This window comes from Yoonia sp. R2-816 (assembly GCF_046762905.1).
In the GTDB taxonomy this organism is placed as follows: domain Bacteria; phylum Pseudomonadota; class Alphaproteobacteria; order Rhodobacterales; family Rhodobacteraceae; genus Yoonia.
The window spans coordinates 84344-110818 of sequence record NZ_JBKQXN010000138.1 but is presented as its reverse complement, the minus strand read 5'-3'; the positions used below and the strand labels follow the sequence as shown (position 1 = coordinate 110818).

29 protein-coding genes are annotated in these 26475 nt (G+C 58.7%); 17 read left to right on the top strand and 12 right to left on the bottom strand.

Translation table 11 applies throughout. The annotated features are described in order from the left end of the window. Positions 1 to 37 precede the first annotated feature (37 nt). Genes ACFWW2_RS04295 through ACFWW2_RS04250 form a run of 10 tightly spaced genes read left to right on the top strand, consistent with a single transcriptional unit; the run spans position 38 to position 10196 of the window. Positions 38 to 472 (top strand): hypothetical protein, encoded by a 435-nt coding sequence (locus ACFWW2_RS04295; RefSeq protein ID WP_393926495.1) that lies wholly within the window; start codon positions 38 to 40, stop codon positions 470 to 472. Continuing rightward, the gene (gene nuoK / locus ACFWW2_RS04290) at positions 469 to 774 is read left to right on the top strand and encodes an NADH-quinone oxidoreductase subunit NuoK (RefSeq protein ID WP_008235370.1); all 306 of its coding nucleotides are present in this window, start codon (positions 469 to 471) and stop codon (positions 772 to 774) included. Before ACFWW2_RS04295 ends, nuoK begins: the two co-directional genes overlap by 4 nt. A 3-nt stretch (positions 775 to 777) precedes the next feature. After that, complete coding sequence (locus ACFWW2_RS04285) at positions 778 to 1320, top strand: hypothetical protein (RefSeq protein WP_393926492.1); 543 nt, start codon at positions 778 to 780, stop codon at positions 1318 to 1320. 25 nt (positions 1321 to 1345) lie between these two features. Next, positions 1346 to 3460: an NADH-quinone oxidoreductase subunit L gene (nuoL, locus tag ACFWW2_RS04280; protein ID WP_393926490.1), complete on the top strand. Its 2115-nt coding sequence runs from the start codon at positions 1346 to 1348 to the stop codon at positions 3458 to 3460. Next, positions 3460 to 5001, top strand: a complete 1542-nt coding sequence (locus ACFWW2_RS04275; RefSeq protein ID WP_393926488.1) for an NADH-quinone oxidoreductase subunit M — start codon at positions 3460 to 3462, stop codon at positions 4999 to 5001. Before nuoL ends, ACFWW2_RS04275 begins: the two co-directional genes overlap by 1 nt. An 11-nt stretch (positions 5002 to 5012) precedes the next feature. Beyond that, on the top strand, positions 5013 to 6449 hold the full coding sequence (gene nuoN / locus ACFWW2_RS04270; protein ID WP_393926486.1) for an NADH-quinone oxidoreductase subunit NuoN: 1437 nt from the start codon (positions 5013 to 5015) through the stop codon (positions 6447 to 6449). Then, on the top strand, positions 6439 to 7200 hold the full coding sequence (locus ACFWW2_RS04265) for a biotin--[acetyl-CoA-carboxylase] ligase (protein ID WP_393926485.1): 762 nt from the start codon (positions 6439 to 6441) through the stop codon (positions 7198 to 7200). Before nuoN ends, ACFWW2_RS04265 begins: the two co-directional genes overlap by 11 nt. Positions 7201 to 7213: 13 nt before the next feature. After that, positions 7214 to 7987 carry a type III pantothenate kinase gene (locus ACFWW2_RS04260; RefSeq protein ID WP_393926483.1) on the top strand — a complete coding sequence of 258 codons (774 nt, stop codon included), beginning with the start codon at positions 7214 to 7216 and terminating at the stop codon, positions 7985 to 7987. Then, on the top strand, positions 7984 to 9648 hold the full coding sequence (locus tag ACFWW2_RS04255; RefSeq protein ID WP_393926481.1) for a ribonuclease J: 1665 nt from the start codon (positions 7984 to 7986) through the stop codon (positions 9646 to 9648). The genes ACFWW2_RS04260 and ACFWW2_RS04255 overlap by 4 nt, the downstream gene beginning before the upstream one ends. A gap of 47 nt (positions 9649 to 9695) precedes the next feature. Then, the gene (locus ACFWW2_RS04250; protein WP_393926479.1) at positions 9696 to 10196 is read left to right on the top strand and encodes a hypothetical protein; all 501 of its coding nucleotides are present in this window, start codon (positions 9696 to 9698) and stop codon (positions 10194 to 10196) included. Between the two features lie 223 nt (positions 10197 to 10419). Here the strand turns inward: ACFWW2_RS04250 and ACFWW2_RS04245 are convergent, their stop codons facing one another. From ACFWW2_RS04245 to ACFWW2_RS04220, 6 genes are all read right to left on the bottom strand, one after another. Beyond that, the gene (locus tag ACFWW2_RS04245; protein WP_393926477.1) at positions 10420 to 11856 is read right to left on the bottom strand and encodes a DEAD/DEAH box helicase; all 1437 of its coding nucleotides are present in this window, start codon (positions 11854 to 11856) and stop codon (positions 10420 to 10422) included. Between the two features lie 148 nt (positions 11857 to 12004). Further along, positions 12005 to 12748 (bottom strand): hypothetical protein, encoded by a 744-nt coding sequence (locus ACFWW2_RS04240; RefSeq protein WP_393926475.1) that lies wholly within the window; start codon positions 12746 to 12748, stop codon positions 12005 to 12007. A 50-nt stretch (positions 12749 to 12798) separates the two neighbouring features. After that, positions 12799 to 13416, bottom strand: coding sequence for a hypothetical protein (locus tag ACFWW2_RS04235; RefSeq protein ID WP_393926473.1), 618 nt, complete (start codon positions 13414 to 13416; stop codon positions 12799 to 12801). Positions 13417 to 13466: 50 nt separating this feature from the next. Then, positions 13467 to 14024, bottom strand: a complete 558-nt coding sequence (locus ACFWW2_RS04230) for a hypothetical protein (protein ID WP_393926472.1) — start codon at positions 14022 to 14024, stop codon at positions 13467 to 13469. Between the two features lie 98 nt (positions 14025 to 14122). Next, positions 14123 to 14596 carry a hypothetical protein gene (locus tag ACFWW2_RS04225; protein ID WP_393926470.1) on the bottom strand — a complete coding sequence of 158 codons (474 nt, stop codon included), beginning with the start codon at positions 14594 to 14596 and terminating at the stop codon, positions 14123 to 14125. A gap of 34 nt (positions 14597 to 14630) precedes the next feature. After that, complete coding sequence (locus ACFWW2_RS04220; protein ID WP_393926468.1) at positions 14631 to 16226, bottom strand: peptide chain release factor 3; 1596 nt, start codon at positions 16224 to 16226, stop codon at positions 14631 to 14633. Between the two features lie 111 nt (positions 16227 to 16337). Here ACFWW2_RS04220 and ACFWW2_RS04215 point away from each other — a divergent pair, with 111 nt between their 5' ends. Beyond that, on the top strand, positions 16338 to 16958 hold the full coding sequence (locus tag ACFWW2_RS04215; RefSeq protein ID WP_393926466.1) for a hypothetical protein: 621 nt from the start codon (positions 16338 to 16340) through the stop codon (positions 16956 to 16958). A 27-nt stretch (positions 16959 to 16985) separates the two neighbouring features. After that, positions 16986 to 17564, top strand: a complete 579-nt coding sequence (locus tag ACFWW2_RS04210; protein ID WP_393926465.1) for a hypothetical protein — start codon at positions 16986 to 16988, stop codon at positions 17562 to 17564. On the opposite strand, the gene ACFWW2_RS04205 is transcribed toward ACFWW2_RS04210, so the two are convergent. Then, positions 17459 to 18418 carry a Hint domain-containing protein gene (locus tag ACFWW2_RS04205; RefSeq protein WP_393926463.1) on the bottom strand — a complete coding sequence of 320 codons (960 nt, stop codon included), beginning with the start codon at positions 18416 to 18418 and terminating at the stop codon, positions 17459 to 17461. The genes ACFWW2_RS04210 and ACFWW2_RS04205 overlap by 106 nt on opposite strands. A gap of 135 nt (positions 18419 to 18553) precedes the next feature. Between ACFWW2_RS04205 and ACFWW2_RS04200 the strand changes: the two genes are divergently transcribed. From ACFWW2_RS04200 to ACFWW2_RS04190, 3 genes are all read left to right on the top strand, one after another. Further along, positions 18554 to 19333: an SDR family oxidoreductase gene (locus tag ACFWW2_RS04200; RefSeq protein ID WP_393926578.1), complete on the top strand. Its 780-nt coding sequence runs from the start codon at positions 18554 to 18556 to the stop codon at positions 19331 to 19333. Continuing rightward, positions 19333 to 20451 (top strand): DNA alkylation repair protein, encoded by a 1119-nt coding sequence (locus ACFWW2_RS04195; protein WP_393926461.1) that lies wholly within the window; start codon positions 19333 to 19335, stop codon positions 20449 to 20451. The genes ACFWW2_RS04200 and ACFWW2_RS04195 overlap by 1 nt, the downstream gene beginning before the upstream one ends. Positions 20452 to 20523: 72 nt before the next feature. Next, a complete protein-coding gene (locus tag ACFWW2_RS04190) occupies positions 20524 to 21594 on the top strand; it encodes an ABC transporter ATP-binding protein (protein WP_393926459.1) in 1071 nt (356 codons plus the stop codon). Between the two features lie 6 nt (positions 21595 to 21600). Here the strand turns inward: ACFWW2_RS04190 and ACFWW2_RS04185 are convergent, their stop codons facing one another. The 4 genes from ACFWW2_RS04185 to ccmI form a co-directional block, all read right to left on the bottom strand. After that, entirely contained in the window at positions 21601 to 22299 is a 699-nt protein-coding gene (locus tag ACFWW2_RS04185) for a hypothetical protein (protein ID WP_393926457.1), read from the bottom strand. A 146-nt stretch (positions 22300 to 22445) separates the two neighbouring features. Beyond that, positions 22446 to 22688, bottom strand: coding sequence for a DUF1289 domain-containing protein (locus tag ACFWW2_RS04180; RefSeq protein ID WP_393926456.1), 243 nt, complete (start codon positions 22686 to 22688; stop codon positions 22446 to 22448). Next, positions 22685 to 23161, bottom strand: a complete 477-nt coding sequence (gene ruvX, locus ACFWW2_RS04175; protein ID WP_393926455.1) for a Holliday junction resolvase RuvX — start codon at positions 23159 to 23161, stop codon at positions 22685 to 22687. Before ruvX ends, ACFWW2_RS04180 begins: the two co-directional genes overlap by 4 nt. After that, complete coding sequence (gene ccmI, locus ACFWW2_RS04170; protein WP_393926453.1) at positions 23158 to 24408, bottom strand: c-type cytochrome biogenesis protein CcmI; 1251 nt, start codon at positions 24406 to 24408, stop codon at positions 23158 to 23160. Before ccmI ends, ruvX begins: the two co-directional genes overlap by 4 nt. A gap of 192 nt (positions 24409 to 24600) precedes the next feature. Here ccmI and ACFWW2_RS04165 point away from each other — a divergent pair, with 192 nt between their 5' ends. After that, complete coding sequence (locus ACFWW2_RS04165) at positions 24601 to 25845, top strand: sarcosine oxidase subunit beta family protein (RefSeq protein ID WP_393926451.1); 1245 nt, start codon at positions 24601 to 24603, stop codon at positions 25843 to 25845. A 56-nt stretch (positions 25846 to 25901) separates the two neighbouring features. Here ACFWW2_RS04165 and ACFWW2_RS04160 read toward each other — a convergent pair whose 3' ends face one another. After that, positions 25902 to 26060 (bottom strand): hypothetical protein, encoded by a 159-nt coding sequence (locus tag ACFWW2_RS04160; protein WP_393926449.1) that lies wholly within the window; start codon positions 26058 to 26060, stop codon positions 25902 to 25904. 167 nt (positions 26061 to 26227) lie between these two features. Between ACFWW2_RS04160 and ACFWW2_RS04155 the strand changes: the two genes are divergently transcribed. Continuing rightward, positions 26228 to 26440 carry a hypothetical protein gene (locus tag ACFWW2_RS04155; protein WP_393926447.1) on the top strand — a complete coding sequence of 71 codons (213 nt, stop codon included), beginning with the start codon at positions 26228 to 26230 and terminating at the stop codon, positions 26438 to 26440. Positions 26441 to 26475 lie beyond the last annotated feature (35 nt).

Sequence of the window (26475 nt, the reverse complement as noted above, 5' to 3'; positions counted from 1 at the left end):
CAAAATTTCTTCGTGATGAAGGCTGAAGGAAGTGCCAATGATCGGACTTGAACATTATCTGACGGTGGCTGCGGTAGTGATCGTCGCGTCTTCATCATCTCTTGCAGCCGATGATCTGCAGACTGGTTCATGCATTGGATATGATCAAAACTTCGAGCGGCGACTGAGCTTGGCATTGACCGACTTAATGCTGATAAACGAGTGCGGTGGTGCAACATGGTCTGTTCGCGAATGCGGATCAGGAGATCGTGTCGAAGTCCAATTCGGCGGTTATTACTCTGAGGATGTCCAACACAGGGTTGACGACCTAAGAGATCAAATTCTTGCCATTAGTGACAATGCGGGCCTGGAGCAGGTCACGCAGGCGATCTTAAGCACAGGTTGGGTAGCGGATGCGCACACATGGGGTGACGGGTTTCTTGATTGTTCGAGCCTGTGCCACAGCACGTCTCAAGAAGGATGCGCGCAATGATCGGACTTGAACATTATCTGACGGTGGCGGCGGCCCTGTTTGTCATTGGCATCTTCGGTCTGTTCCTGAACCGCAAGAACGTCATCATCCTGCTGATGAGCATCGAATTGATGCTGCTGGCGGTGAATATCAACCTTGTCGCCTTCTCCAGCTATCTGGGTGATCTGGTGGGGCAGGTGTTTACCTTGTTCGTGCTGACGGTTGCTGCTGCCGAGGCCGCGATTGGTCTCGCCATTCTTGTCTGTTTCTTCCGCAACCGCGGGACCATCGACGTTGAAGACGTCAACGTGATGAAGGGTTAAAGAATGCAGATCTCCAGACATATTTCTGGACTTCCGCGAGGGAGTGCCACTTTGGGCTTCATCGGCCTCGTTTCGGCTTGTGGCGTCGCTCCGGAACAATGTGCTGTGAGCGACAATCATTTCGGCAAGGGCGTACCGAAGGATTTAGGAAATGAACTCGTTCTGAACACAAGCAGTGGCTCCTACGGGAACAATCGGACATTCCTGAGTTTTTCCAATTACTCCGTTATCGACTGTCGAACTGGTGAAGAAAAAACCTTCGTGTTGGAGGACATCTTCGAATCTAACAGGGGTACAGACGGTGGACAGACTGATACGTCGCCTGTGGCGATAAGACCTCGGGTTGAGTCTGGCGATGCAGGTGATCAGTTGCTCGCCTATCTGAATGCTGGCAATTTTGAAAGCCTGTCCGAAATAGCAGCGAAGGCGGAAGAACTTGGGATCGTTGTCAGAGAGCAGACAAACGAAAATGAAGACTGCGGATGTGCCGCCTTCTATCCTCGATTGCTGGGCGACAAAGAACCAGCACCGGAAAGAAATGCTTAGGATGAGCAGGGAGTACGATTAAGCCATGGAAACCATCATCCTATTCGCCCCGCTGGTCGGTGCCATCCTTTGCGGGTTTGGCTGGAAGCTGATTGGTGAAACGGCGGCCCAGTGGGTGTCGACCAGTCTGTTGTTTCTGGCAGCGATCCTGTCCTGGGTGGTGTTTCTGACCTTTGATGCGAGCGCCCACCCCAATGGTGGCTATACCGTGCCGATCCTGCGCTGGATCGAAAGCGGGACGCTGGCGACCGATTGGGCGATCCGGATGGATCGGCTGACCGCGGTCATGTTGATCGTGATCACGACCGTCTCGGCGCTCGTCCACCTCTATTCGTTCGGCTACATGGCCCATGATGACAATTTCCGCGAGGGCGAAAGCTATCGCCCCCGCTTTTTTGCCTATCTGTCGTTCTTTACCTTTGCGATGCTGATGCTGGTGACCGCCGATAACCTGGTCCAGATGTTCTTTGGCTGGGAAGGGGTTGGTGTCGCGTCATATCTGCTGATCGGGTTCTATTACCGCAAGCCGACGGCCAATGCGGCCGCGATCAAGGCGTTTGTGGTCAACCGTGTCGGTGACTTTGGTTTCGCCTTGGGCATTTTCGCCCTGTATATGGTGACAGACAGCATCCGGTTCGAGGATATCTTTGCCGAGATCCCGAACCTGCAAGGCCAGACCATCACGTTCCTGTGGGCGGAGTGGGACACGCTGAACCTGATTGCGGTTCTGCTGTTTATCGGTGCGATGGGGAAATCGGCGCAGTTGTTCCTGCACACATGGCTGCCTGACGCGATGGAAGGCCCGACCCCGGTGTCGGCCCTGATCCATGCGGCGACCATGGTGACCGCGGGTGTGTTCCTTGTCTGCCGCATGTCGCCGCTGATGGAATATGCCCCGGCCGCGACCGACTTCATCGTGTTCCTCGGGGCCACAACTGCGTTCTTTGCCGCGACCGTGGGTCTGGTGCAGAACGATATCAAGCGTGTCATCGCCTATTCGACCTGTTCGCAACTGGGTTACATGTTCGTCGCTGCTGGTCTGGGCGTGTATTCGGTGGCGATGTTCCATCTGCTGACACACGCGTTTTTCAAGGCGATGCTATTCCTTGGTGCCGGGTCTGTCATTCATGCGATGCATCATGAGCAGGACATGCGGAACTATGGCGGGTTGCGCCACAAGATCCCCAAGACGTTCTGGATGATGATGATCGGGACGCTGGCGATTACTGGGGTTGGTATCCCGCTGCTTTATATCGGGTTCCCGATTGGGTTTGCCGGGTTCGTGTCCAAGGATGCGATCATCGAAAGTGCCTATGCAGGGACGGCGGGTGGTTATGCCTTCTGGATGCTGGTGGTTGCCGCCCTGATGACCAGTTTCTATAGCTGGCGTCTGATGTTCCTGACCTTTTACGGTACACCGCGCGGTGATGCCCATACACATGAACACGCGCATGAAGCCCCGAATTCGATGCTGGTGCCGCTTTATGTGCTGGCGATTGGCGCGGTGTTCAGCGGGATGGTCTGGTACGGGTCGTTCTTTGGATCCAACGACAAGGTCGGCAAATTCTTTGGCGTGCCTTATGCCGAAGCGTCCGAGCATGGCGAAGAGGCGGCGCATGGTGATGACGCAGCCCATGGTGAGGACGCCAAGGAAGAAAAGCACCATTACAATCTGGTCGGCGCACCGGGTGAGGGGGCCATTCATAACAGCCCTGACAACCATGTTTTAAACGAGGCGCATGAGGTGCCGATCTGGGTCAAGCTGGCCCCGTTCGTGGCGATGCTCACCGGTCTGGCGCTGGCCTATCAGATGTATATCCGCCGTCCCGATCTGCCCGGCAAACTGGCCGAGCAGCAGGCGCCGCTTTACAACTTCTTGCTGAACAAATGGTACTTTGACGAGATCTACGATTTCATCTTTGTCAGACCTGCCGTGGCCCTGGGCCGGATCCTGTGGAAACAGGGCGATACCAACACGATTGACGGGGGCATTAACGGGCTAGCCATGGGGATCATTCCATTCTTCACACGGCTCGCGGGCCGGGCGCAGTCTGGCTACGTCTTCACATACGCCTTTGCCATGGTATTGGGAATCGCGGTGTTGCTGACCTGGGTCACACTGACCGGGGGGGCAAACTGATGGGTAACATCCTTTCCCTCACAACGTTTTTGCCACTGCTGGGGGCGATCATTCTGGCGTTGTTTCTGCGCGGTGACGACGCTGCCGCACAGCGCAATGCCAAATGGGTTGCACTGCTCACCACGGTAACGACATTTATCGCATCGATGTTCATCATCTGGAATTTCGATCCGGATAATACCGGTTTCCAGATGGTGGAAGAGCGGGAATGGCTGCTGGGTCTGCAGTACAAGATGGGTGTCGATGGTATTTCGATCCTGTTTGTGATGCTGACCACTTTCCTGATGCCGCTGGTGATCGCCGCCTGTTGGGACGTGAACACCCGCGTCAAGGAATACATGATCGCCTTCCTGATCCTCGAGACATTGATGCTGGGTGTGTTCCTGGCGCTTGATCTGGTGCTGTTCTATCTGTTCTTCGAGGCCGGTCTGATCCCGATGTTCCTGATCATCGGTATCTGGGGCGGGAAGAACCGCATCTATGCCAGCTTCAAATTCTTCCTTTATACCTTCCTAGGTTCTGTCCTGATGCTGGTCGCCATGGTGGCGATGTTCGCCGATGCGGGCACCACGGATATTCCGACGCTGATGACCCATACTTTCGGCACCGAGAATTTCAGTATTCTGGGTGTGCAGATCGTGGGTGGGATGCAGACGCTGCTGTGGTTGGCGTTCTTTGCCAGCTTTGCGGTCAAGATGCCGATGTGGCCGGTTCATACATGGTTGCCGGATGCGCACGTACAGGCCCCGACCGCCGGGTCCGTGGTTCTGGCCGCGATCCTGTTGAAGATGGGGGGCTATGGCTTCCTGCGCTTCAGTCTGCCGATGTTCCCAGTTGGGTCAGAAGTGATGGGCCCGCTGGTGCTGTGGCTGTCTGCGATTGCGATTGTCTATACCTCGCTGGTGGCACTGGTGCAGGAAGACATGAAAAAGCTGATTGCCTATTCGTCGGTCGCCCATATGGGTTACGTGACGATGGGGATTTTCGCGGTCAATCAGCAGGGGATCGACGGTGCGATTTTCCAGATGATCAGCCACGGCTTTATTTCCGGCGCGCTGTTCCTTTGCGTGGGCGTGATCTATGACCGGATGCACACCCGCGAGATTGACGCCTATGGCGGTCTGGTCAATCGGATGCCGGCCTATGCCCTGATCTTTATGTTCTTCACGATGGCCAATGTGGGCCTGCCGGGGACGTCCGGGTTTATCGGTGAATTCCTGACGCTGGTCGGGATCTTCCAGGTCAATACCTGGGTCGCCGTGGTCGCCACATCCGGTGTGATCCTGTCGGCGGCTTACGCGCTGTGGCTTTATCGCCGGGTGGTGATGGGCGATCTGATCAAGGAAAGCCTGAAGACCATCACCGACATGACTAAGCGCGAGCGGGTGATTTTTGCCCCGCTGGTTGCCATGACGCTGCTGCTGGGTGTCTACCCTGCGCTGGTCCTCGACATCATTGGCCCGAGCGTGAATGCGCTGGTCGGCAATTATGAAACGGCGTTGGCGACTTTTGAGGCCGCCACCCAGTTTGCTTCGAATTAAGGAACAGGCATATGATCTCTGCCGATATCCAAATCCTGATGCCTGAAATCGTGCTGGCGGTTTATGCCATGGCTGCCCTGATCGGGGCTGTCTACACGACCAAGGACGGTATGGCCCCGTTGCTGACATGGGCCACATCGGGGCTGTTTGTGCTGCTGGCTGTGTGGATCGGAATTAACGGGCAGGGGACGAGTATCGCCTTTGGCGGTATGTTCGTCGATGACGGGTTTGCCCGGTTTGCGAAGATCACAATCCTTCTGTCCGCCGCTGCCGTCTTGCTGATGTCAGAGGCATATATGCAGCGCCGCGGCCTGCTCAGGTTCGAATATCCGCTGCTGGTCGCGTTGGCGGTTGTTGGCATGATGGTGATGGTCAGTGCGGGCGATCTGATGGCGCTTTATATGGGCCTCGAACTGCAATCGCTGTCGCTGTATGTCGTGGCCGCATTGCGCCGGGATAGCGTGAAATCGACCGAGGCGGGGCTGAAGTATTTCGTCCTTGGTGCGCTGTCGTCGGGTCTGCTGCTTTATGGTGCGTCGCTGACCTACGGCTTTGCTGGCACGACGCTCTTCTCAGGCATCATTGAAGCAACAGCTGACGAACCCTCACTCGGGCTGTTGTTTGGTCTGGTGTTCCTGCTGGCAGGCTTTGCGTTCAAGGTCTCTGCCGCACCGTTCCACATGTGGACGCCTGACGTGTATGAAGGCTCGCCCACACCTGTGACAGCCTTTTTCGCTACGGCTCCCAAAGTTGCGGCCATGGCGCTGTTTGCCCGTGTGGTGCATGACGCCTTTGGCGGGATTGTCGGGGACTGGCAGCAGATCGTGGCGTTCCTGTCTGTTGTCTCTATGTTTCTGGGCGCTGTCGCCGCCATTGGCCAGACTGACATCAAGCGCCTGATGGCCTATTCATCCATCGCCCATATGGGGTTCGCGCTGATGGGCCTCGCCGCTGGCACTGCATTCGGTGTGCAGGCGATGCTGATCTACATGGCGATCTATGTGACGATGAATGTCGGCACCTTCGCCTTTATCCTTGGGATGGAGCGGGACGGGCGGCCTGTGACCAACATTGACAGTTTGCGGATGTATTCAAAGCGTCAGCCCTTGCGTGCGCTGGCGATGCTGGTGCTGCTGTTCAGCCTTGCGGGTGTGCCGCCGATGGTCGGGTTCTTTGGCAAGTTTTATGTGCTGCGCGCCGCCTATGAAGGCGGGTTGGCCTGGCTTGCTGTCGCCGGTGTGATCGCGTCGGTCATCGGGGCCTTCTATTATCTGCGCATCGTTTACTACATGTATTTTGGCGAAGAGGGCGAGGCGCTGGACGGCAAGATGAACCCGGTGCTTTGGACATTCCTGATGGCCTCGGCCCTCATCATGGTCGTCGGGGTCGTGAACCTGTTCGGGATCGAACCCATGGCCGCAGCGGCGGCGGCGACGCTTGTCAACTAACGCCAACGCCCATGGGCATTGGCCCGAAGGCTATGGGCGGGTGGTGCTTGGCTCTGTTGACAGTACCATGGCCGAGGCTGCGCGGCGCGCGGGCGACATCATCAAGCCCACATGGATCATGGCGCGCACACAGACGGCGGCACGAGGACGGCGCGGGCGCCCGTGGGTCGTGCCCCCCGGAAACCTGAGCGCGACATTGATCTTCAACCCCGGCTGTACAGCTGCAGAGGCGGCCAAGCGATCCTTTCTTGCCGCCAATGCGCTGTATCAGGCGCTGGCGATCTACGTACCTGCCGAAAAGCTTAGCCTGAAATGGCCCAATGATGTGTTACTGGCCGGCGGCAAGGTCGCCGGAATTCTGTTGGAAAGCAGCGGGCAGGGGCCCTTTATCGATTGGCTTTCTATTGGGATCGGGGTGAACCTCAAACATACACCCGAGGGTGTGACCGACGCCAGTTTTCCCCCGACCAGCCTGATGGCGGCAGGTGGATGGGAAGTAGACGCGGAGGATTTCCTGGCTACGCTGGCAGACGCCTATGCGACGCAGGAAGACAAGCTGCGCTATTTCGGGTTCACCCGCATCCGTGACGACTGGCTGGCAAATGCCGCACGTCTGGGCGAGGTGATCACCGCCCGCACCGGGCGCGAGGACGTCACAGGGATCTTCGACAGTATCGATCAGGATGGCAATCTGGTGCTGATTACCGGCACCGGCCCGCGCGCGATCCCGGCGGCGGATGTGTTTTTCTAAGGGAGGCGGGCTCATGCTTCTGGCTATTGATTGCGGCAACACCAACACCGTGTTTTCCATCTGGGACGGTGAACAGTTCATCGCGACATGGCGGGCCAGCACCGAATGGCAGCGCACGGCGGATCAGTATTATGTCTGGCTCTCCACGCTGATGCGGTTCCAGAACCTGGATGTCCATATTGATGAGATCATCATTAGCTCGACCGTGCCCCGCGTCGTGTTCAATCTGCGGGTCTTTGCGGACCGCTACTACAATTGCAGGCCTCTGGTGGTGGGCAAGCCTGATTGCTTGCTGCCCCAGAACCCGCGCGTCGATGAAGGCACACAGGTGGGGCCGGACCGTCTGGTTAATGCCGCCGGTGCGTATGCCCGGCATGGCGGCGACCTGATCGTCGTGGATTTTGGCACCGCTACGACCTTTGATGTGGTGGCGAGTGACGGCGCCTATGTTGGCGGGGTGATTGCACCCGGTGTGAACCTGTCGCTGGAGGCGTTGCACAATGCCGCCGCCGCCTTGCCGCATGTGGACATCACCAAGCCGCAAAAGGTGATCGGCACCAATACGGTCGAATGCATGCAGTCGGGTGTCTTTTGGGGTTACATCGGGCTGGTGCGTGAGATATGCGCGCGGATCAAGGCCGAACGGGGCGTGCCGATGCAAGTGATCTCAACCGGTGGGCTGGCCCCCCTGTTTCAGCAAAGCGAAGCGCTTTTCGATGCGTTCGAGGACGATCTGACGATCCACGGCCTAACCGTGATCCATAAGTACAACAAGGACAATGCATGACTGACCGCCTGATCTATCTGCCCCTCGGGGGCGCCGGCGAGATCGGCATGAACGCCTATGTCTATGGCTATGGGCCGCAAGGCAAGGAACGGCTGATCGTGGTCGATCTGGGTGTGACTTTCCCGGATATGGACGGCACGCCGGGGGTGGACCTGATCCTGCCTGATATCGCGTGGCTGGAGGCGCGCAAGGGGCAGATCGACGGCATCTTCATCACCCACGCGCACGAGGATCATGTGGGGGCCATCGGTCACTATTGGGAACGTCTCGGCGCACCTGTCTATGCCCGTCGCTTTACTGCGAATATCGCGCGGCGCAAGCTGGACGAACATGGCCATCCTGAAAGCGTGGTGAAGGTGGTTGAACCTTACCCTCATATGATCAGCTGCGGACCGTTCAAGGTGTCTTATCTGCCCATCAGCCACTCGATCCCTGAAAGCGCGGGTCTTCTGATCGACAGCCCGGATGGACGGGTGCTGCATTCGGGTGATTTCAAGATCGACGAGACCCCAGTAGTCGGCGACCCGTGGGATCAGGCGCTGTGGGAAGAGGTCTCAAAAGACGGGGTCAAGGCGTTGGTCTGTGACAGCACCAATGTCTTCTCGGACGCGCCGGGGCGGTCAGAAGCCTCTATCGGGCCGACGATTACCGAATTGATGCAGGACGCGACGGGCATGGTCGTTGCGACCACGTTTGCATCCAACATCGCGCGGTTGAAAACGCTGGCCGTGGCAGCGAAGGCCGCTGGGCGATCCGTGTGCCTGCTGGGCCGCGCCATGCGCAGGATGGTCGAGGCGGCGACCGAAGAGGGCATATTGGACGGTTTCCCCGGCACGGTCAGCCCGGAGGATGCGCTGGGCATTCCCCGCGAAAACCTAATGCTGCTGGTCACTGGCTCACAGGGTGAACGGCGTGCCGCGTCCGCTCAACTGGCGCAGGGCAAGTATTTGGGGTTGTCATTGAAGGAAGGGGACACGTTCCTGTTCTCCTCCAAAACCATCCCCGGTAATGAACGCGGCGTGATCCGGATCATGAACCAATTGTCCGAACTGGGCGTCGACGTGATCGACGATGCGGGCGGCAAATACCATGTGTCCGGCCATGCCAATCGGCCTGATCTTGAGCGGCTGCACAAAATTGTGAAACCGCAAATCCTGATCCCGATGCATGGCGAACACCGGCACCTGCGCGAGCATGTGAAGGTCGGGAATGCAGGCGGGCTGACCGGGATCGTCGCGGTCAACGGCATGATGATCGACCTGTCAGGCAATCAGCCCACGGTGGCCGAATATATCGACACCGGCCGGACCTATCTGGACGGGACGGTACAGATCGGCGCGCTGGACGGTGTGGTGCGCAACCGCATCCGCATGGCGCTGAACGGGCATCTGATCGTGACGCTGATCATTGATGAAAACGATGAACCGCTGGGTGAGCCTTGGGTTGAGATTTCCGGCCTGCCTGAGATGGGGCGCAACAATGCGGCGCTGGTCGAAGTGGTTGAGGAAGACTTGAGCCAGTTCCTGAACCGTGCCAACGCCAAGACGCTGCGGGATGATGACAAGCTGGAGAAAGAGCTGCGGAGTATCGCGCGGAAGTCAGCGCAAGGCGAGATCGGCAAGAAGCCAGAGGTGACGGTGATTGTGAGTAGGTTGGGGTAGGCTTTTTCGCCCCTGAACGAAAGGGTCTCATAAAGGGATAGTCAGGCTTGCCGGCAAAGAAACTGATAACAAGCGATCAACTGGAAAAGGTGGCGACAGCGATTTTTAATGGCGGCGCGGTTCGTGTTTTTGACGTCTATTCTGAGAATAATTGTACGATTCAAAAGTATGATGATGCGGAGATGGTGCTTTACAAGCTGTTTTCCGACCTCACGGAACCACGGCACTATTCGTTTCTCGGTATTCGTTATGACGACTTCGGAGCCGACGTAGAAACAGAACGCATCGAACTTAATCCGGAAAAGTTTCCGAAAGCCTCCTTTCGACACAGGTGTTCTGGTTGGGGAATGATCACTTTTCATGTCGAAGCAGTTGAAGACGGAGTTTTGGAAGCCGTATTCAATGCAAACTCATTCAAACGCGCTCAAGCATTGGAGCTAACCTTGCCAGCACTTGGCCCAGTTAATGCTTGGAACTGGCACCGCGTGGACAGTCAGACAAGAAGGCTAACGCGGGTGCTGGCAAAACTGGAAAAAAGCCGAAAGTAAGTTTGGCGAGATGCTCAATCAGACAGTAGGACATCGCCCGACCTGGAGGGCGTTGTGACATCAATGAACGGCGCTGCATTGCCAAAACACGCGACGTCGCGCTTTTTTGCAACGCCGCAAAATCGCCCTCCGGGGTGAGGTCGGGCGATGCCCGGCTTTGCCGGGCGGTGTCGGTGCAAATGAATTGCGAGGCATTGTAGGTCGGGGCTTGCCCCGACCGTTGTCATACTTTCGCCCGTTCCTCAAAGCTCATCGCGATGAACGCGGGCGTATCCTCGCCCATGCCCACCACATCAGGCTCGTTCCGGCCGCGTCCGCGTCCGCCTCGCGCACGTTCCTGACGCGGCTTGTCTTCGCGCTTTGGTCTGTCATCCCGCTGCGGTCTTTCGTCCTGCGCGGGCTTTTCGACCGGTTTCGCTTCGGGTGCTTCACCCTCATCATCTTTTTTCCGGCGATTACGCGTCCGCTTTGGTTTTTCTTCGGTCTTGGTCTCTTCCCCGGCCGGTGCGCCCTTCATCGGGTTTTCTAGGCGCGGAATGCTTTCCTTGACCAGCCATTCGACGTCATCAAGGTTTTTCTCGTCCCGTGGGATGCAGATCATGATTGCGGTGCCTGTCCGGCCCGCGCGACCTGTGCGCCCGATCCGGTGCACGTAGTCTTCGGCATGGCTGGGCACGTCGAAGTTGAATACATGAGTTACGGCGGGAATGTCGAGGCCGCGGGCGGCCACGTCTGAGGCCACAAGGAACCGCAGCTCATTATCGCGGAACTTGTCCAGCGTGCGTGTCCGGTGCGATTGGTCAAGATCGCCGTGGATCGCGGCGGCGTCATAGCCGTATTTGTTCAGCGATTTCGCAACGATATCCACATCCGACTTGCGGTTGCAGAAGATGATCGCGTTTGTGCAGGCGTCACCTTCGGCATCGATCAGGGCACGCAGCAGGGCGCGTTTTTCCGATGGTTCCTTGGGTTTCGCTGACCCTTTGAACATCACAACGCCTTGTTTGATGTTCACATTCGTCGTCGCCGCGCGCGCCACCTCGATCTTGGCCGGATTGGACAGGAACGTGTTGGTGATCCGCTCAATCTCGGGCGCCATGGTCGCGCTGAAGAACAGTGTCTGGCGCGTAAACGGTGTGCGTTTGAAGATTTCCTCGATATCCGGGATGAAGCCCATGTCGAGCATCCGGTCAGCCTCATCCACCACCATGACCTTCACGTCGGTCAGGATCAGCTTGCCGCGTTCGAGGTGATCCAGCAGGCGACCGGGGGTCGCGATCAGCACATCAACGCCCTTGTCGATGATCTTGTCCTGATCCTTGAAACTGGTGCCGCCGATCAGCAAGGCCTTGGAAAGCTTGGTGTATTTGGCGTAGGTGTCGAAATTCTCGGCCACCTGCGCGGCCAGTTCCCGTGTGGGCGCCAGCACCAGCGAACGGGGCATCCGCGCGCGGGCTCGGCCACGGCCCAAGAGGGTTATCATCGGCAGGGTGAAGGCGGCGGTCTTGCCGGTTCCGGTCTGGGCAATTCCCAGCACATCGCGCCCTTCGAGCGCGGGCGGGATGGCGCCATCCTGGATCGGGGTGGGGGTGTCGTAGCCGGTTTCGGCGACGGCCTTGAGAACCTTGGGATCAAGGTTCATGTCAGAGAATTTGGTCATATACGTCCTGTTTCTGCGGGTCGGTCCGCAAAGGTGAGAAGGACGCAAAGTTCCGCGCGTCCCGGGCATCAAGGGCCGGATTGGCCGTGGCTGCGGATAGCGGAATTGCTGCGCTGCGTCAAGGCGGCTGCCCCCGTAACGTCCCGTATCATCTGGCCTTTTCCGCCGCGCGGCGCATATGGGCAAAGCGACGAAAGACGGTGCCGTCGTCGTTGTTCAGCGCCGTCAGCAGGTGCCGCGCCAACTGCCCCGTGGCGGGTGCATGTTTCGCGTCGCGCCATAGGGGGGCCAGCAGATGCGCCTCCAGATCGCCGTTGAGGATGGAAAAATCCCGCATCCCCATGGGCAGGGGGGCTTTGTTGCGGTCCTTGATCCTGAAAGGCTCCTGCGGGGGCAGGCCGGAAAAGGCCCGCTCCGCCTCGTAAATTTTCATCAGCGAAAACAGGATGTTGAAGGATTGGGCGAGCTTGCGGTCCGCCTCTTCCAGCCCGTGATCGGCGAAGGTGATGATCGCCGAGATCAACCAGCGGGTGGGCAGATTGTCGAGCAGCCAATCCTCTTCCTCGGCCCAGAGCCGCAGGAACAGGGCAGGGCCGTGATCGGGATAGGTGTGCTTGCGCAGATGCGAAATCAGCAACCCATGCAACAGGGCCAGTTCCGTGTGCCCCGCCAGTTCCCCCAGCAGCATATGCCGTTTCTTCGCGACCCGGCTGAGCCCGTCGGGGCGCGGGTTGATTTGTGGGGGCAATGGCTGGCTGGCGAGCGCCTTGAAATCGACGTCTATCGGGGCCAGATCTTCGCCCGCGTCATGGGTCAGGAGTGACCGCCGCTTCTGGTATTGCGGCAGAAGGGTGCGGATCCCGCCGGGAAAGGTTTCATCATTCTTGGTCATCTGGCCCATCTGCCGGTGATTGGATCCAGTATCGGGGGCCGCGCCATCCCTTACAAGCCCGCCGTGGGGTGGATCATGGGGCGATAGGCTTGCGCCAGAACGGCGAGCGTCGGGGCGGGTGTCAGGACCGTGGCCATGCCCGTGCCCGGTCTGTCGATGGCAAGGTCATAGCCCGCTGGCGTGTAGGGATGCAGATGTTGGTCAGAGACTAGATGGGCACGCCCGGCATGGTCGATTATCGCCCCGGTTGGCAGGTCAGCCATGGGTGCCTGATGCACCCGCTGTGTCCGGCTTCGGGGTATCACGCGTGCGGCATGGAGCACCTTGTCCATCTGCGGGGCCTTGGGGCGGGTTCCGGTATGGGCGGCCCAGGCATCGGCAAAGCGGTTATAGGCGTCGCGCCGACAATAGCCACAAGGGCGGTGTCCGGCGGCAAAGGCCACAGCCTCGTCCAGAAAGAACAGCTCCGTCCATTTGCGGCCTGTCATCACCTGCCGCGTGCGCCCCTGCCAGTCCAGCGTGCAGCAGATCCAGGCGTGATGCGACCAGCGCGCGGTGCCGAGGGTGCGGTCATCGCGATGGATGATCCCGCGGTTACCGGTCAGCGTGCCGCGGGCGGGATCTGAGACAATCTCGCCCGTTGGCAGGACGCGGTTTTGGAGGGGCATCTATGCACCATCACTAAGATCAAACGTCATAAGTCGGCATTTCTGCCAACCTAACGCGTCGCGTTGAAAGACGACCCGTTCTCGAATTGGATAAAATTACCACCAACTTTCTGGAGGCCGCCGTCCAATTCGCCGCGAACGGTGCTTGGAATAGTTGCGTTTCCGTCGTCATAGAAGTCGCCGAGAAGTTCCGCATCTCCAAATTCAGCCTCGTATACTTCAGCCGTACGGTCGTTCTCAATGCTGCCCTCGAGATCAGCAAAGATTGTAAAATCTAAGCTTGGATTGACCGATCTATCAATGTCTCCGTTAATCAGTGTGAAACCACCAGTGTAGGTGTCACTGTTTGAATCCGTGAAGTTTTCCAGATCGCCTGCCACCGCATTATTCATAAAATCTGCTCTAACTTCGACATCGCCACTGAATGTCACTGGCCCAGATCCTTCATCGAGAGCAAAGTTGACGGAGCCGGTATAAGTTGCGTCACCCATGGTTGGCAGCGTCATCGGATCGACAAGTTCGAGAGTATCGCCACCCCCCGATCCTCCACACGCTGACAAAACAGCACCTGACGCTCCGACTAAAATCAGTTTCAATACAGTATTCATGTCAATTTACCCCCGTAAATATACCCACCTCATGTTGGCGAAGGTGAGGGGGCAATACAAGAGGGGCGTTGACAGGGTGCGATATTTGCCGCTCGCGCCTACCTTAGCCTATCCAGCACCTGCCGGAACAGGATACCGGGCACGATGCCTTCATAGCGGCCGCGCCGTCCCTGAACCCGCAGAGGCAGGCCGGTACGGGCGGCGGTGCGAAATGCGGCCTCGGTCAGGTGGATCACCCCCACCTCGGCCCTCTGGCAGCCATCGATACAATGGGTCAGCAACCGGTCATGTCGTTGATATTGCAGTTGAACATTGCCTGAATACATCGTCTCGACAATCGGGCCATTGGGGACGCGGCGACGGATATTTGTCAGCACGCCGTAGGCACGCGTGCCGCTGCGCTCGATCATGACAGGGCGAACCACCATGATCGCCTTGCGATCACGAAAAATCTCGTGTTCGGGCGTGTAGAATTCATTGAAGCCGGTCCGGTCGTCGTACCGGCTGATGACATCCGCACCGGGTGTGCAGCCCGCAAGGCAGACAAGCAGAGAAAGGGCAAGAAACCGCATGCCATAGACTGGTGGGCGATTGGTTAATGAACCCTTACACCATCATCTCTTTTGTGGCTGTCAAAGCCACATCGGGATAGTCGCGCGCGACCCTGTCGATATCCCATTGCAGGCGTGTCAGGTACACGGTGTCGCCGTCATTATCCGTGGCGATATGCTGTTTGTTGGCGGCGGCGAATTTCTCGACTGCGTCCTTGCTGCCGGATACCCAGCGGGCAGAGGTGAATTGCGACGGCTCGAACCGCACCGGCAGCCCGTATTCCATCTCGATCCGGGACGCCAGAACCTCGAATTGCAGCGCGCCGACGACGCCGACGATAAAGCCGGACCCGAAGGTGGGTTTGAATACTTTGGCCGCCCCTTCCTCGGCAAATTGCATCAGGGCCTTTTCCAGATGCTTGGCCTTCATCGGGTCGCCCGCGCGGCAGGTTTGCAGCAGTTCCGGTGCGAAGGAGGGAATGCCGGTCACCCGGATCGCCTCGCCCTCGGTCAGCGTGTCACCGATGCGCAATTGCCCGTGATTGGGGATGCCGATGATATCGCCGGCCCAGGCTTCCTCGGCCAATTCCCGGTCTGCAGCCAGAAACAGCACCGGATTGGTGATCGCCATTTGTTTTTTCGACCGCACATGGGTCAGCTTCATACCACGTTCGAAATGGCCCGAGGCGAGGCGCAGAAAGGCCACTCTGTCCCGGTGTTTCGGGTCCATATTGGCCTGCACTTTGAACACGAAACCGGCTACTTTGGGTTCTTCGGGGGCCACATTGCGCGGCTGTGCCGTTTGCACCTGTGGTTCCGGCCCGTAGGTGCCTATTCCGTCCATCAATTCCTTGACCCCGAAAGAGTTGATGGCCGAGCCGAACCAGATCGGTGTCATCGACCCGTTCAGCACCGCCTCATGGTCCAACGATGGCAGGAGTTCCTTGGCCATCTCGATCTCATCGAGGAATTTCTCCAGCAGATGAGCGGGCACATGTTCGGCCAGTTTCGGATCGTCCAACCCATTGATCTCAATGCTTTCGGCGATCTTGTTGCGGTCAGCCCGGTCCATCAGTTCCAGCCGGTCGCGCAGAATGTCGTAGGTGCCGATGAAATCGCGCCCGACACCGATGGGCCAGGCGGCAGGGGTCACGTCAATCGCCAGATTTTCCTGAATTTCGTCAATGATCTCAAACGTATCGCGGCTTTCGCGGTCCATCTTGTTGCAGAAGGTCAGGATAGGCAGGTCGCGCAGGCGACAGACCTCGAACAGCTTTTGCGTCTGGCTTTCGACCCCCTTTGCCCCGTCGATCACCATCACGGCGGCATCGACAGCGGTCAGCGTGCGGTAGGTATCTTCGGAAAAGTCAGAGTGGCCGGGTGTGTCAACCAGATTGAACCGGTATTTCTCGAAATCAAACGACATGGCGGAGGCGCTGACCGAGATTCCCCGGTCCTTTTCCATCTGCATGAAATCCGACCGCGTGCGCCGCGCCTCACCCTTGGCGCGTACCTGTCCGGCCATCTGAATGGCGCCGCCATAGAGCAGGAATTTCTCGGTCAGGGTCGTCTTGCCCGCGTCCGGGTGCGAGATGATCGCGAAGGTCCGGCGGCGGGCGATTTCGGGGGGCAGTGCGGGGCGATTTGTCATGTGGCACGCTTTATGCGGTTGGCAGGCAAAGGGCAATGCGGGGCGCGCTTAACCGAAGCTTTGGGTTTTGCTGATAGCACGAGGGCACAGGTCTGAAACCAAGGGGCAGTGATGCGGGTGATGGTAATGGCCGCCCTGCTTGCGCTGACGGGCTGCGGCGGCGGCGGTGGCGGTGGTGATAGCGGCGGCAGCGGGATTGATCCGCGCCTGTCGCGCATTGATATCTACGAATCCCAACGCTTGCGCGTGCTGGGTGACCCGGGCGCGGGGGTCATGGGCATGCCCATGACCGAGGCGGGGAATATCCCCACGACCGGCACCGCCGATTTCACCGGATCGGTCACGATCCGGGCCGAGACGAGCCCGGCCACATCTGTCTTGGCGGGCGACGCGACAATCACCATGGATTTTGACGGGGCCGAACCGGTCACCGGGACCTTTGGCAATTTTTTTGGCACCGGCCCTGATGGTGTGCTGCGGGACTATAGTGGAAGTGCGACCATCAGCGATGGCAGCATCGGCCCCGGCAATGAATGGTCGCTTGATTATTCAGGGGCGCTGATCGCGACTGGGCAGTCATTCATCCTCGACGGGACGGTGACCGGCGATTTCCTGGGCAACCCGGTTACGGCCATTGCAGGATCCGCGCTTGAAGCGCAGGTGAATTACAATGGGACGATCACTGACGCAGTAGTGACGGTGGTTGGTGAGGGAAGCCTGTCCGCGCCTTAACCTCCTGTTAAGCATATCGCCGGCAGCATGGACCGTATGGTGCGGACGCTTTTCATAGTCACATTTCTGGCGGCCTGCGGTAGCGGCGATGATAGCAGCACAAGCGCAGCAGCGCGGCTTGCTGCGTTCGATGATGCATTTGCCGATATCACGGCAGCGGGCGTAACACCTGTCAATCAACTGCCGACAGAGGGCAGTATCAGCTATGTCGGGGATATGCGGCTGGGATTGCCACTGGGCCCATCGGGTGCCGTCACGCCCTATCTTGGTCGCCTGCAGGCCACGGTGCATTTCGATGATAGCTTGCCGCCGCTATCCGGGACGATCGGCGCGTTTGCAGGGCCGCAAGGGGCGTTGTCGGGAGAGTTGGAGATCTATGACGGATCACTCAATCCCGGTGCAGACCCGGACGATGATTACCAATTCGCGGCGAAGCTGACCGGGCGTCTTTCAGATGGCCCGACTGAGTACGATCTGAGTGGTGATGTTGCCGGCGATTTCTATGGTCGAACGGCTGATGCGGTGGCCGGCGTGGCCTTTGGCACAATCTCTGACGGGTCAGAGCTGGACCGATTTGACGGCACGTTCGCGGCAGTCAGCCCCTGAGTGAAGCGGGCATCTGCTCTGGCCATTTCTACCAGGCGTCCAACATGCATCAATGCCGGGTCGGTCACGCGCTGCTCTGCCACTGGACGCAGATCCATCAAACAGGATTCGGCCCAGACATCTTGCACTTTGATCACGCACGATTTTTCGAATTGCAGTTGCACATAATCGACAAACCCACCGGTTTGCTGCGACGCGCCTGCATTGCCGATCAAGGCGGCGGCTTGAACGGGGCTGTTTGTCGGTTGCAGGAACAGGCCTTGCGCCGGATGGGCTGACAAAGCATGACCCGGCCGCTTGATTGTCACTGGTGCATTGGCCGCATGTGCGCGCAATGTACGTTGTCCGACCCAGCTGACGCTTTGTGGGCCGTGATCGCGGGTCTTGATCCTGTCCCCGGCCTGCAGCATTTCCACGGGCTGTGTCGATCCGTCAGCCATGGTGATCAGGGTGCCCGCGACAAATGACGCCGCGGTCGCCTGCGCGAATCTGCGCGTCGGATTGCCTTGGTCGATATGGATCAGGCGGTAGGCCACGCCGGGCCTGATGGGATCAAGGGGGCACAGATGGCCCCGACCATGATTGTCGGTCAAAAGCAGCGCATCGCTGGCCCAGCCATCGGCGCACAGGAAGCGCAAACAGGCCTGAGCCTGTAGCGCTGTGCCGCACGCCGCGACGACAAAACGACCGGTGTCGGCAAGCATGGTCGTCGCCATTGCCCCGTGATCCAGCCTGTAGATGTCATCCAGAAACAGAGCATCCGGCAGGGCCAGAGCATCACCTGTCGCCACGCCATCAACGACGCGGAAACTATTGGCGCGGAACAGGTCCGTTTTCTGAGCGTGAGCAGACATGATATGTGAGTGTACCGTCAAAACATAAATACCGAGCTAACCAGACACATAGCGGCCTTTTGCACCCTTATCGCGCATTGCTGCAGCATGTCAGCGATGTTAGGTGAAATTATGACCAAAAGGGGAGGCTGTGCCATGGATCTGGGCATCAAGGGAAAACGCGCACTGGTTTGTGCATCGTCAAAAGGGCTGGGGCGGGGCTGCGCCGAAGCATTGGCCGAGGCTGGGGTCAATCTTGTTTTGAATGCCCGCGGAGCCGAGGCGCTGAATGCGACCGCCGATCAGATACGGTCCACACATGGCGTTGATGTGGTGACCGTTGCGGCAGATGTCGCAACCGATGCAGGGCGGACCGAATTGCTGGCCGCTGCAGAAGGTGTTGATATCCTGGTCAATAACGCAGGCGGGCCGCCCCCTGGTGTGTGGTCGGACTGGGACCGCGATGATTACATCGCAGCCCTGGACGCCAACATGCTGGCCCCGATCGCGCTGATGACGGCCTTGATGCCGGGCATGATTGATCGTGGCTGGGGCAGGGTGATCAACATCACCTCTGGCTCGGTCAAGGCGCCCGTTCCGCAGCTGGGGCTTTCCAATTCCGCCCGCGCAGGCCTGACCGGTTTTGTGGCCGGCACATCGCGCCAGGTCGCCCAGCATGGGGTGATCATCAACAACATGCTGCCCGGCATTCACGCCACTGATCGGGCCGATAGTTTGGATGCTGGTGTGGCCAAGGCACAGGACATTGATATGGCCGCCGCGAAAGCACAGCGCGAGGCGACGATCCCCGCCCGCCGCTATGGCACGCCGGAGGAATTCGGGGCGATGTGCGCATTCTTGTGTTCGCAGCATGCCGGGTTCATCGTGGGGCAGAACATCGTGCTGGATGGTGGTGCCATCAACGCCACGATCTGATGGCCGAGAAATTCAGCCTCAAGGATGATCTGTTCAACGCAGATACGGTAGGGCGGCTTGGCCAGCATTTCGAGGATGCTGGCGTGTTCAAGGCCGCCCCTTTCGTGGCCGATGTCATGGCTGACATGCCGTCGTTGGAGTTGAAGGCACGGATCAACCTGATTGCGGATGTGTTGGCGCGCTATCTGCCGGGGGATTTCGACGCTGCCGCAGACGCGATCCAGAGTGCACTGCCGCCACCGCTCGACCCGACGCTGCGCGACGATGATTTCGGCCATTTCATCTATGCGCCGCTGGGTGTTTATGTTGAAAACCATGGGTTGCATGGCCATCTGGACCGCAGCTTTGATCTGCTGGAAGAGATTACGCAGCGGTTTTCAATGGAGTTCTCGATCCGGGCCTTCCTCAACCATCATCAGGCGGCGACGCTGGAACGGATGCAGGATTGGATCACCCATGATCACTACCATGTGCGGCGGCTGGTCAGCGAAGGCACCAGGCCACGGTTGCCATGGGGGCAGAATGTGGGGCTGACACCTGCGGATACGCTGCCGCTGCTGGACAGCCTCTATGCTGATCCAACCCGGTTCGTGACCCGGTCGGTCGCTAACCATCTGAATGATATCACAAAGTTTGATCCTGATGCCGTAATCGCCCGCCTGTCGGCATGGCAAAAGACCGGGAAGCAGGCAGGCAAGGAACTGGACTGGATGCGCCGCCACGCCCTGCGCGGCCTAATCAAAGCCGGACATAGTGGGGCTATGATGCATCTGGGGTATCGTCCCGATATCGCGGTTGATGTGTCGCAGTTCAGCATCACGCCGAACACGGTTGTGCGGGGCGAAACCGCTGAGATCAGCGTCACGCTGACCACGCGGCAGGATGCCCCTATGATCGTCGATTACATCGTTGATTTCGTGAAATCGAATGGCAAGACTGCGCCAAAAGTATTCAAGATGAAGGTGTTGGAGGCCAAAGCCGACAAGTCTGTTACCCTGCGCAAGATCCATCGGTTCAAGGATGACGCGACCACCTTTACCCTGCATCCCGGTGCTCACCATCTGCATCTGCAGGTCAATGGCCGGATCGTGGCGGATGCGCCTTTTCATCTGACCTGACCTTGCCCATAAGCGCCGCAGTTGTTAGGTGCGCTATACCCAATTGTTTCAGTCAGGCATCGTTTCCCCTTCATGCAAACCCCCCGCCTCGAAATCAGGAATATCGTCAAGGATTTCGGCGGGCGCCGGGTCGTGGATGATGTGAGCCTGACGGTGATGCCCGGTCAGGTCACTTGCCTTTTGGGACCATCGGGTTGCGGCAAGTCCACAACATTGCGGATCATCGCCGGGGTCGAGATGCAGAATACCGGCACCATCCATGTGGATGGTGAACTGGTCTGCGACACGATCTACAGGGTCCCGCCAGAGGGGCGGTCGATCGGGTTGATGTTTCAGGATTTTGCCTTGTTTCCACATCTGACGGTGGGGCAGAACGTGGCGTTCGGGCTGAAGAAGCGTGACAGTGCGGCGCGGGTCAAGTCCTTGCTGGACAAGGTGGGGATGGCCCGGTTCATCGATGAATATCCGCATGAATTGTCAGGGGGTGAACAGCAGCGGGTGGCATTGGCGCGGGCGCTCGCCCCCAAGCCGCGTATCATGCTGATGGATGAGCCGTTTTCCGGCCTTGATGACCGGCTGCGTGATGATATCCGCGACGAAACGCTGGAGATCCTCAAGAGCGAAGGTACGGCGGTTCTGCTGGTGACCCATGAGCCGGGCGAGGCGATGCGCATGGCCGATGAAATCGCGCTGATGCGCGATGGCCGGATCGTGCAGCGCGGCGCGCCGTACAATATCTATAATGCACCAAAAGATCTGAAGTCGGCTGCTTTCTTTAGCGATATCAATGTAATCAACGGTAAAGTTGAAGGCGCTTTGACCGATACGCCCTTTGGTCAGTTCCTTGCTCCCGGCGTGCCGGATGGGACCGAGGTTGATATCGTGATCCGTCCCCAACATTTGAAAATCGACTTTGACCGGCAGGGGCGTGGGCCAAACCCCACACCGCAAGATGGCACGCCCGCACGCGGCATCGTCCAGCGATCGCGGTTCATGGGCGCGCTCAGCCTCGTCGAGTTCAAGATGGATTTTGATGGGTCGATCCTGCGCGCCACGGTGCCGACCGTTTTTCTGCCGACACCGGGCACGCCGCTGTGGATCATGTTCCGGCGGGACCGGTGTTTTGTGTTCCCAAAAACGTAAAGAGTTTCAGGCGTTGCGGTAGGCTGGCCGGTGACTTGCCACCTTGCCAAACGTCCCGACCGCATAGCTAAGCATGGCGCTGATAAACAGCATCTCGCCCCCATCCTCGAGGATCAGGAAAACCCCGCCAAGCACGGTGTTGTCCGGCATCAGCCCATGTACGACATCCAGCACAACAGCGCAGAAAATCACCCCACCAAAAAGCCACGCCATCGGCTTGACCTTGCGCCGCAAGCTCTGGTCAGCAGCCCGCCAACCGATGTAAAGAAACACGGCGCCCACGGCCCCCAACAGTGCCCAGATTGCCAGTTCACCAATCTGAAACGCCATTGGGCCAATCGTTTTGTGCAGGCTTGTCCATACGACCAAGATTGGCCCACCGCGCTCGTGCAGCAGCAGCATGTCGTCACCGAGCACCAGCAACAAAAACAGGCACATCATCAACAGCAACAGCAATCTGTCCTGCAGATAGGATCGGAACAATATGACGATCAGCAGCAGCCATTTGAGGTAGTTGAACATCTCACCCAGGCTCCAATCGCGGGCGACGTTGAACAGATCAGGCCAGACTGTCACGCGGTCCATCACAATCATCAGCCCGAAACTGATGCTGACGGCGATCAAGGCCAGATCAATACTCAAAAAGACGATAAGCGTCCGCCGGTCAAAGTGACCAAAATCGGTAGTCGCTGCAGATGTCATCATTCAACCTCCGCGATATCTGTCATCATCATGACGACTTGCGGTGGTCTTTCCCAGACGATCAATAAGCGCTGAGCGCTGCATTGCCTATGGATGGCCGAAAGCGCCGTTGAAACTGAGTTGGTGATGCGTGTCGGTGCGACCCGCGACTATTTCAGCCGTGCGGCCCGTCCACCGCGCCGCTTGGTGATCTTGCCCGCCCGGCCCGGCAGTTCGGCCATGACCGCCTGTCGCGCCTCCGGCGTCATCCGTGACCATGCGCCGATTTCATCAATGCTGCGCAGACAGCCCGTGCATAGTCGGCTTTCCGGATGGACCACGCAAACCTTGATGCAAGGGCTTTCAATCTCGGCGCGTGCCCAGATGTGATCTGTGTTTTCAGGTTTTGTCACAATGTGCCCTTCATATGCGCCAGACGGTCCAGCATGCCTTGCAGGATATACCCTGCCGCCACATGATCAATAACCTCTCCGCGACGTTTTCGCGACGTATCCGCCTCAAGCAGGGCGCGTTCGGCGGCCACGGTCGACAAACGTTCATCCCAAAAGATGATTGGCAGCGGCGTCAGTTTCTCCAGATTGCGTGCGAATGCGCGGGTTGCCTGGCAGCGCGGCCCTTCGGACCCGTCCATATTCATCGGCAATCCCAGTACCAACCCCTTGATCAACCGCGCCGTCGTCAATTCTAGCAGGGCAGCCGCATCCAGCCCAAATTTCTTGCGTTTGATGGTGGTCAGCGGCGTTGCAATCGACCGCATGCTGTCAGACACGGCCACGCCGATGGTGACGGTCCCCAGATCGAGCCCTGCGATCGCCCCGAAATCCGGAAGCTGTGCCGCAAAATCCTCGGCCGTGTCGCAGATCATTCCAGCACGCCCGCATCGCGCGCGGCATTGGTCAGGATTTCCATGCCGCGCATACTGCTGACAAACACCTGCTGGGCTTCGTTCCACACCGTGCGTGCGGCGTCCTGATCGCCCAGCACGCCATAGGCACGGATCAACCGTGCCCAATCCTCTGCCGGGCCGCCCTCGGTCGCCAGCCTGTTGGCAAGGCCAGCCACCATGCCGCCGATCATGGCCGCACGGTCTTCGGGTGACATCTCGGATGCGGCATCCATATCTTCAAAGGACGGACCCCGTTCCTCTGGCAGCGCATATTCGACGCCTGCGCGAAACGCTGCATCCTCGATTTGCGCGCGGGCAGAGGCCACGTGAAACTGCCGGGCATCGCCGTTCTCCACGATCTCGCGCCAGATACGGTAAGCGAAATCAGGGCGGTCCGTCTGGTTGTAAAGCGCGCCAAGATAATAGCGGGCCGCGATATTGCCTTCATCGCGGCCCAGCATATCGCGGATCAGCACCTCGGCCTCTGGCGACACAAACCCACCGGCAGCGACAACCATCAGGTCCAGCAAACGGCGGCTGTCATCGAGTGTGGCATCCGCGCCCTTCAACTCAATCACCTTGCGCTGTGCGACCGCCGCGTCCGCGTAGTTGCGCAATTCCGCCTCGTGAAACGCCAGCAACTCCCAGGCTTGCAGGTCATCGGGGCGGGTTGGGGCAATAACGCGAAGTTGTTCGATGGCCGTCAGATAATCCTCTGGCGCGTCCACCGGGGGCGGGGCGGGGGCAGCAGCCTCTAACGCCGCCTGCGCGGGGCGGTTAGCCCGCATTTCTGCACTTGCCTCCAGCCGGGCCCGCAAAGGCAAATCCCCGTAACCGGGAGCGCCCAGTTGCAGATAAATCCCAAAGCTCAGGCCTGCGACGATCACGGCCAAAATCAGAGAAAGCGCACGGGCAGGACGGGCCTTGCCGGTAGGGGCGACCGCCGCCTTGTTGGCGGCCAGCAACCGGCGGGCCACTTCGGTGCGGGCGCGCTCTGCTTCATCCGGGTCCAGCAATTCGCGTTCGAGGTCGCTGTCGATTTCGGCCAATTGCGCCCGGTAAACGGCGATGTCCGGGTTTTCTTCAGGCGCGGCCGCAGAGCGTAGCAATGGGCGCAGAATGATGGCCGCCACAACAAAACTAAGCAACGCACAAATCGGCCAGAAAGCGTATTCCTGATTTTCAATCAGAAAGTTTAAGAAGCTGCGCAAGTCATTCACCACCATTTTGCCGGTCGTCTATGGCTTACCCGGGCTGGCAACCACTGAAAACCCCCTGCGACACGGTGCCAATTCCATCCGCCCGCCCATGTCGTAAAATGTGACCCAGACGCCGCTGGCAGTATCCTCTTGGCGATCCGAAGGGTCCAGATAAGATGCTAGGCGCAGCCACAGGCCAGTCAGGGATTCTTGGAACCGATGAAACGTTATTCTGCCTTTGCCATCGCTCGCGAGGCGCTGCGCCATCACACCGGGTGGGAACGGGCCTGGGCCAAGCGCGAACCGAAAAAGAAATACGATGTGATCATCGTCGGTGCTGGCGGGCATGGGTTGGCGACGGCCTATTATCTGGGCAAGAATTTCGGGATCACCAATGTGGCGATCCTTGAAAAGGGTTGGCTTGGCGGAGGAAATACCGGCCGGAACACGACCATCATCCGCTCCAACTATCTGCAGGACCCGTCGGCAGCGATCTATGAGAAGTCCCGTAGCCTGTACGAGACCCTCAGCCAGGACCTGAATTACAACATCATGTTCAGCCCGCGCGGGGTGATCATGCTGGCCCAGACCCAGCACGAGGTGCGCGGCTACCAGCGGACCGCGCAAGCCAACGCGCTGCAGGGGGTCCGGACCGAATGGATCGGTCCGGACCGCGTCAAGGAATTGTGCCCGATCATGAATATCGACGGGCCGCGCTATCCGGTCCTTGGCGGGCTTTGGCAGGAACGGGGCGGGACCGCCCGCCATGATGCGGTGGCTTGGGGTTATGCCCGTGCCTGTTCTGATATGGGCATGGATGTGATCCAACAGTGTGAGGTGACTGCCGTCCGGCAGGAGGGCGGCAAGGTCGTGGGCGTGGACACCTCCAAAGGGCCGATTGATTGTGACAAGCTGGGTATGGTGGTGGCGGGCCATTCCGGTGTTCTGGCCAAGATGGCCGGTTTCCGGCTGCCGATCGAAAGCGTGGCCTTGCAGGCGTTGGTGTCAGAGCCGATCAAGCCTTGCATGGATGTTGTCGTGATGGCCAACACCGTACATGGCTACATGTCCCAATCCGACAAGGGCGAGATGGTGATCGGTGGCGGCACGGACGGCTATAACAACTATACCCAGCGCGGGTCGTTTCATCATATCGAGGAAACTGTGCGTGCTCTGGTCGAGACGTTCCCGATGATTTCCCGGCTCAAGATGCTGCGGCAATGGGGTGGGATCGTGGATGTGACCGGCGACCGGTCACCGATCCTGTCAAAAACCCCGGTTGAGGGTGTGTTCGTGAATTGCGGTTGGGGTACCGGCGGGTTCAAGGCGATCCCCGGGTCAGGCTGGGCGATGGCCGAACTGATGGCGAAAGGCCAGTCGCCGCTGACGGATGAATTCAGCATGTTCCGATTCCGCGAGGGCAAATTTATCGACGAAAGCGTTGCCGCCGGGGTGGCGCATTGATGGCACCCCAATCGTCAGTGATTTCTGGTTTGGCGCCTTGGCGGCCTGAATGGACCTCAGTCCTTTGCGTCGCGACCCATGGGATCGTCATAGCGGGGATGGTCAAAGTGATCGAATTCATCGTCACTCATAACATCACCACGCGCCCATTCGATCATCATGAAGATGATGGCGGTCGACAGGATACCCCCTGCGATGATCAACAACAATTCCATGGCCTCAAAATAACAATGCATTTTATGAAATCGACCCCGGCAAAGGTTAGCCCATGGCAATCGGCGGATTTGGCCATGAATGGCCGAAATGAACGGGGGAATTCCGCCCATGTTTCTATTTTTGGCATATGTGTCTTTATGGGATCACCAGAAATGGAGGATCCACCATGGTTGACTACACACAATCGAAGACCAGCAGCACAGGCGGCATCGGTTTCATCGTTGCCGCAGTCATTGTCGTGCTGGTCCTGCTTTATGCGCTTTTTGCGGGCGGTTCGGTCGAAACGACAACCGATCCGGCTGCCGTTGGCGCAAGTGAGACAGCACCTGTGCTTGAAGAAGCTGCACCGGTTGCACCTGCCGTTCCCGGCACAGAATAAAGCCACTCACTTTGGCCACTCAGAAGGCGGGCGCA

What these genes read in the sequence shown, in the direction of transcription:
- ACFWW2_RS04190 (WP_393926459.1), top strand. Translation starts at nt 20,524, where the DNA reads ATGCAAACCCCCCGCCTCGAAATCAGGAATATCGTCAAGGATTTCGGC.
- ACFWW2_RS04205 (WP_393926463.1), bottom strand. Translation starts at nt 18,418, where the DNA reads ATGTCTGCTCACGCTCAGAAAACGGACCTGTTCCGCGCCAATAGTTTC.
- ACFWW2_RS04210 (WP_393926465.1), top strand. Translation starts at nt 16,986, where the DNA reads ATGGACCGTATGGTGCGGACGCTTTTCATAGTCACATTTCTGGCGGCC.
- ACFWW2_RS04200 (WP_393926578.1), top strand. Translation starts at nt 18,554, where the DNA reads ATGGATCTGGGCATCAAGGGAAAACGCGCACTGGTTTGTGCATCGTCA.
- ACFWW2_RS04155 (WP_393926447.1), top strand. Translation starts at nt 26,228, where the DNA reads ATGGTTGACTACACACAATCGAAGACCAGCAGCACAGGCGGCATCGGT.
- nuoK (WP_008235370.1), top strand. Translation starts at nt 469, where the DNA reads ATGATCGGACTTGAACATTATCTGACGGTGGCGGCGGCCCTGTTTGTC.
- ACFWW2_RS04255 (WP_393926481.1), top strand. Translation starts at nt 7,984, where the DNA reads ATGACTGACCGCCTGATCTATCTGCCCCTCGGGGGCGCCGGCGAGATC.
- ACFWW2_RS04160 (WP_393926449.1), bottom strand. Translation starts at nt 26,060, where the DNA reads ATGGAATTGTTGTTGATCATCGCAGGGGGTATCCTGTCGACCGCCATC.
- nuoL (WP_393926490.1), top strand. Translation starts at nt 1,346, where the DNA reads ATGGAAACCATCATCCTATTCGCCCCGCTGGTCGGTGCCATCCTTTGC.
- ccmI (WP_393926453.1), bottom strand. Translation starts at nt 24,408, where the DNA reads ATGGTGGTGAATGACTTGCGCAGCTTCTTAAACTTTCTGATTGAAAAT.
- ACFWW2_RS04165 (WP_393926451.1), top strand. Translation starts at nt 24,601, where the DNA reads ATGAAACGTTATTCTGCCTTTGCCATCGCTCGCGAGGCGCTGCGCCAT.
- ACFWW2_RS04260 (WP_393926483.1), top strand. Translation starts at nt 7,214, where the DNA reads ATGCTTCTGGCTATTGATTGCGGCAACACCAACACCGTGTTTTCCATC.
- ruvX (WP_393926455.1), bottom strand. Translation starts at nt 23,161, where the DNA reads ATGATCTGCGACACGGCCGAGGATTTTGCGGCACAGCTTCCGGATTTC.
- ACFWW2_RS04185 (WP_393926457.1), bottom strand. Translation starts at nt 22,299, where the DNA reads ATGATGACATCTGCAGCGACTACCGATTTTGGTCACTTTGACCGGCGG.
- ACFWW2_RS04215 (WP_393926466.1), top strand. Translation starts at nt 16,338, where the DNA reads ATGCGGGTGATGGTAATGGCCGCCCTGCTTGCGCTGACGGGCTGCGGC.
- ACFWW2_RS04295 (WP_393926495.1), top strand. Translation starts at nt 38, where the DNA reads ATGATCGGACTTGAACATTATCTGACGGTGGCTGCGGTAGTGATCGTC.
- ACFWW2_RS04230 (WP_393926472.1), bottom strand. Translation starts at nt 14,024, where the DNA reads ATGAATACTGTATTGAAACTGATTTTAGTCGGAGCGTCAGGTGCTGTT.
- ACFWW2_RS04285 (WP_393926492.1), top strand. Translation starts at nt 778, where the DNA reads ATGCAGATCTCCAGACATATTTCTGGACTTCCGCGAGGGAGTGCCACT.
- ACFWW2_RS04220 (WP_393926468.1), bottom strand. Translation starts at nt 16,226, where the DNA reads ATGACAAATCGCCCCGCACTGCCCCCCGAAATCGCCCGCCGCCGGACC.
- ACFWW2_RS04195 (WP_393926461.1), top strand. Translation starts at nt 19,333, where the DNA reads ATGGCCGAGAAATTCAGCCTCAAGGATGATCTGTTCAACGCAGATACG.
- nuoN (WP_393926486.1), top strand. Translation starts at nt 5,013, where the DNA reads ATGATCTCTGCCGATATCCAAATCCTGATGCCTGAAATCGTGCTGGCG.
- ACFWW2_RS04245 (WP_393926477.1), bottom strand. Translation starts at nt 11,856, where the DNA reads ATGACCAAATTCTCTGACATGAACCTTGATCCCAAGGTTCTCAAGGCC.
- ACFWW2_RS04275 (WP_393926488.1), top strand. Translation starts at nt 3,460, where the DNA reads ATGGGTAACATCCTTTCCCTCACAACGTTTTTGCCACTGCTGGGGGCG.
- ACFWW2_RS04240 (WP_393926475.1), bottom strand. Translation starts at nt 12,748, where the DNA reads ATGACCAAGAATGATGAAACCTTTCCCGGCGGGATCCGCACCCTTCTG.
- ACFWW2_RS04225 (WP_393926470.1), bottom strand. Translation starts at nt 14,596, where the DNA reads ATGCGGTTTCTTGCCCTTTCTCTGCTTGTCTGCCTTGCGGGCTGCACA.
- ACFWW2_RS04235 (WP_393926473.1), bottom strand. Translation starts at nt 13,416, where the DNA reads ATGCCCCTCCAAAACCGCGTCCTGCCAACGGGCGAGATTGTCTCAGAT.